Source organism: Paenibacillus sp. BJ-4 (assembly GCF_020404765.1).
Lineage (GTDB): Bacteria > Bacillota > Bacilli > Paenibacillales > Paenibacillaceae > Paenibacillus.
Genome location: NZ_JAIVEM010000081.1, coordinates 1 through 210 on the forward strand (window position 1 = coordinate 1; position 210 = coordinate 210).

Annotated in this window: 1 rRNA gene; it reads left to right on the forward strand. The window is 45.2% G+C overall.

Going from position 1 to position 210, the window contains the following annotated elements:
* A 16S ribosomal RNA gene (locus tag LCF57_RS14595) occupies window positions 1–66 on the forward strand; the annotation flags it as partial.
* Window positions 67–210 lie beyond the last annotated feature (144 nt).

Sequence of the window (210 nt, forward strand, 5' to 3'; positions counted from 1 at the left end):
TAGATGATTGGGGTGAAGTCGTAACAAGGTAGCCGTATCGGAAGGTGCGGCTGGATCACCTCCTTTCTATGGAGAATCGTTTCCTGCAATGGAAACATTCAAATACGAAGCGTAAGCTTCTGAATCAGGTTTCGGCCTGTTACTCACTCGTTGCTCAGTTTTGAGAGCTCAAACTCTCAAGTATCATTTCCAGGATGTGCTTGTAGTCAA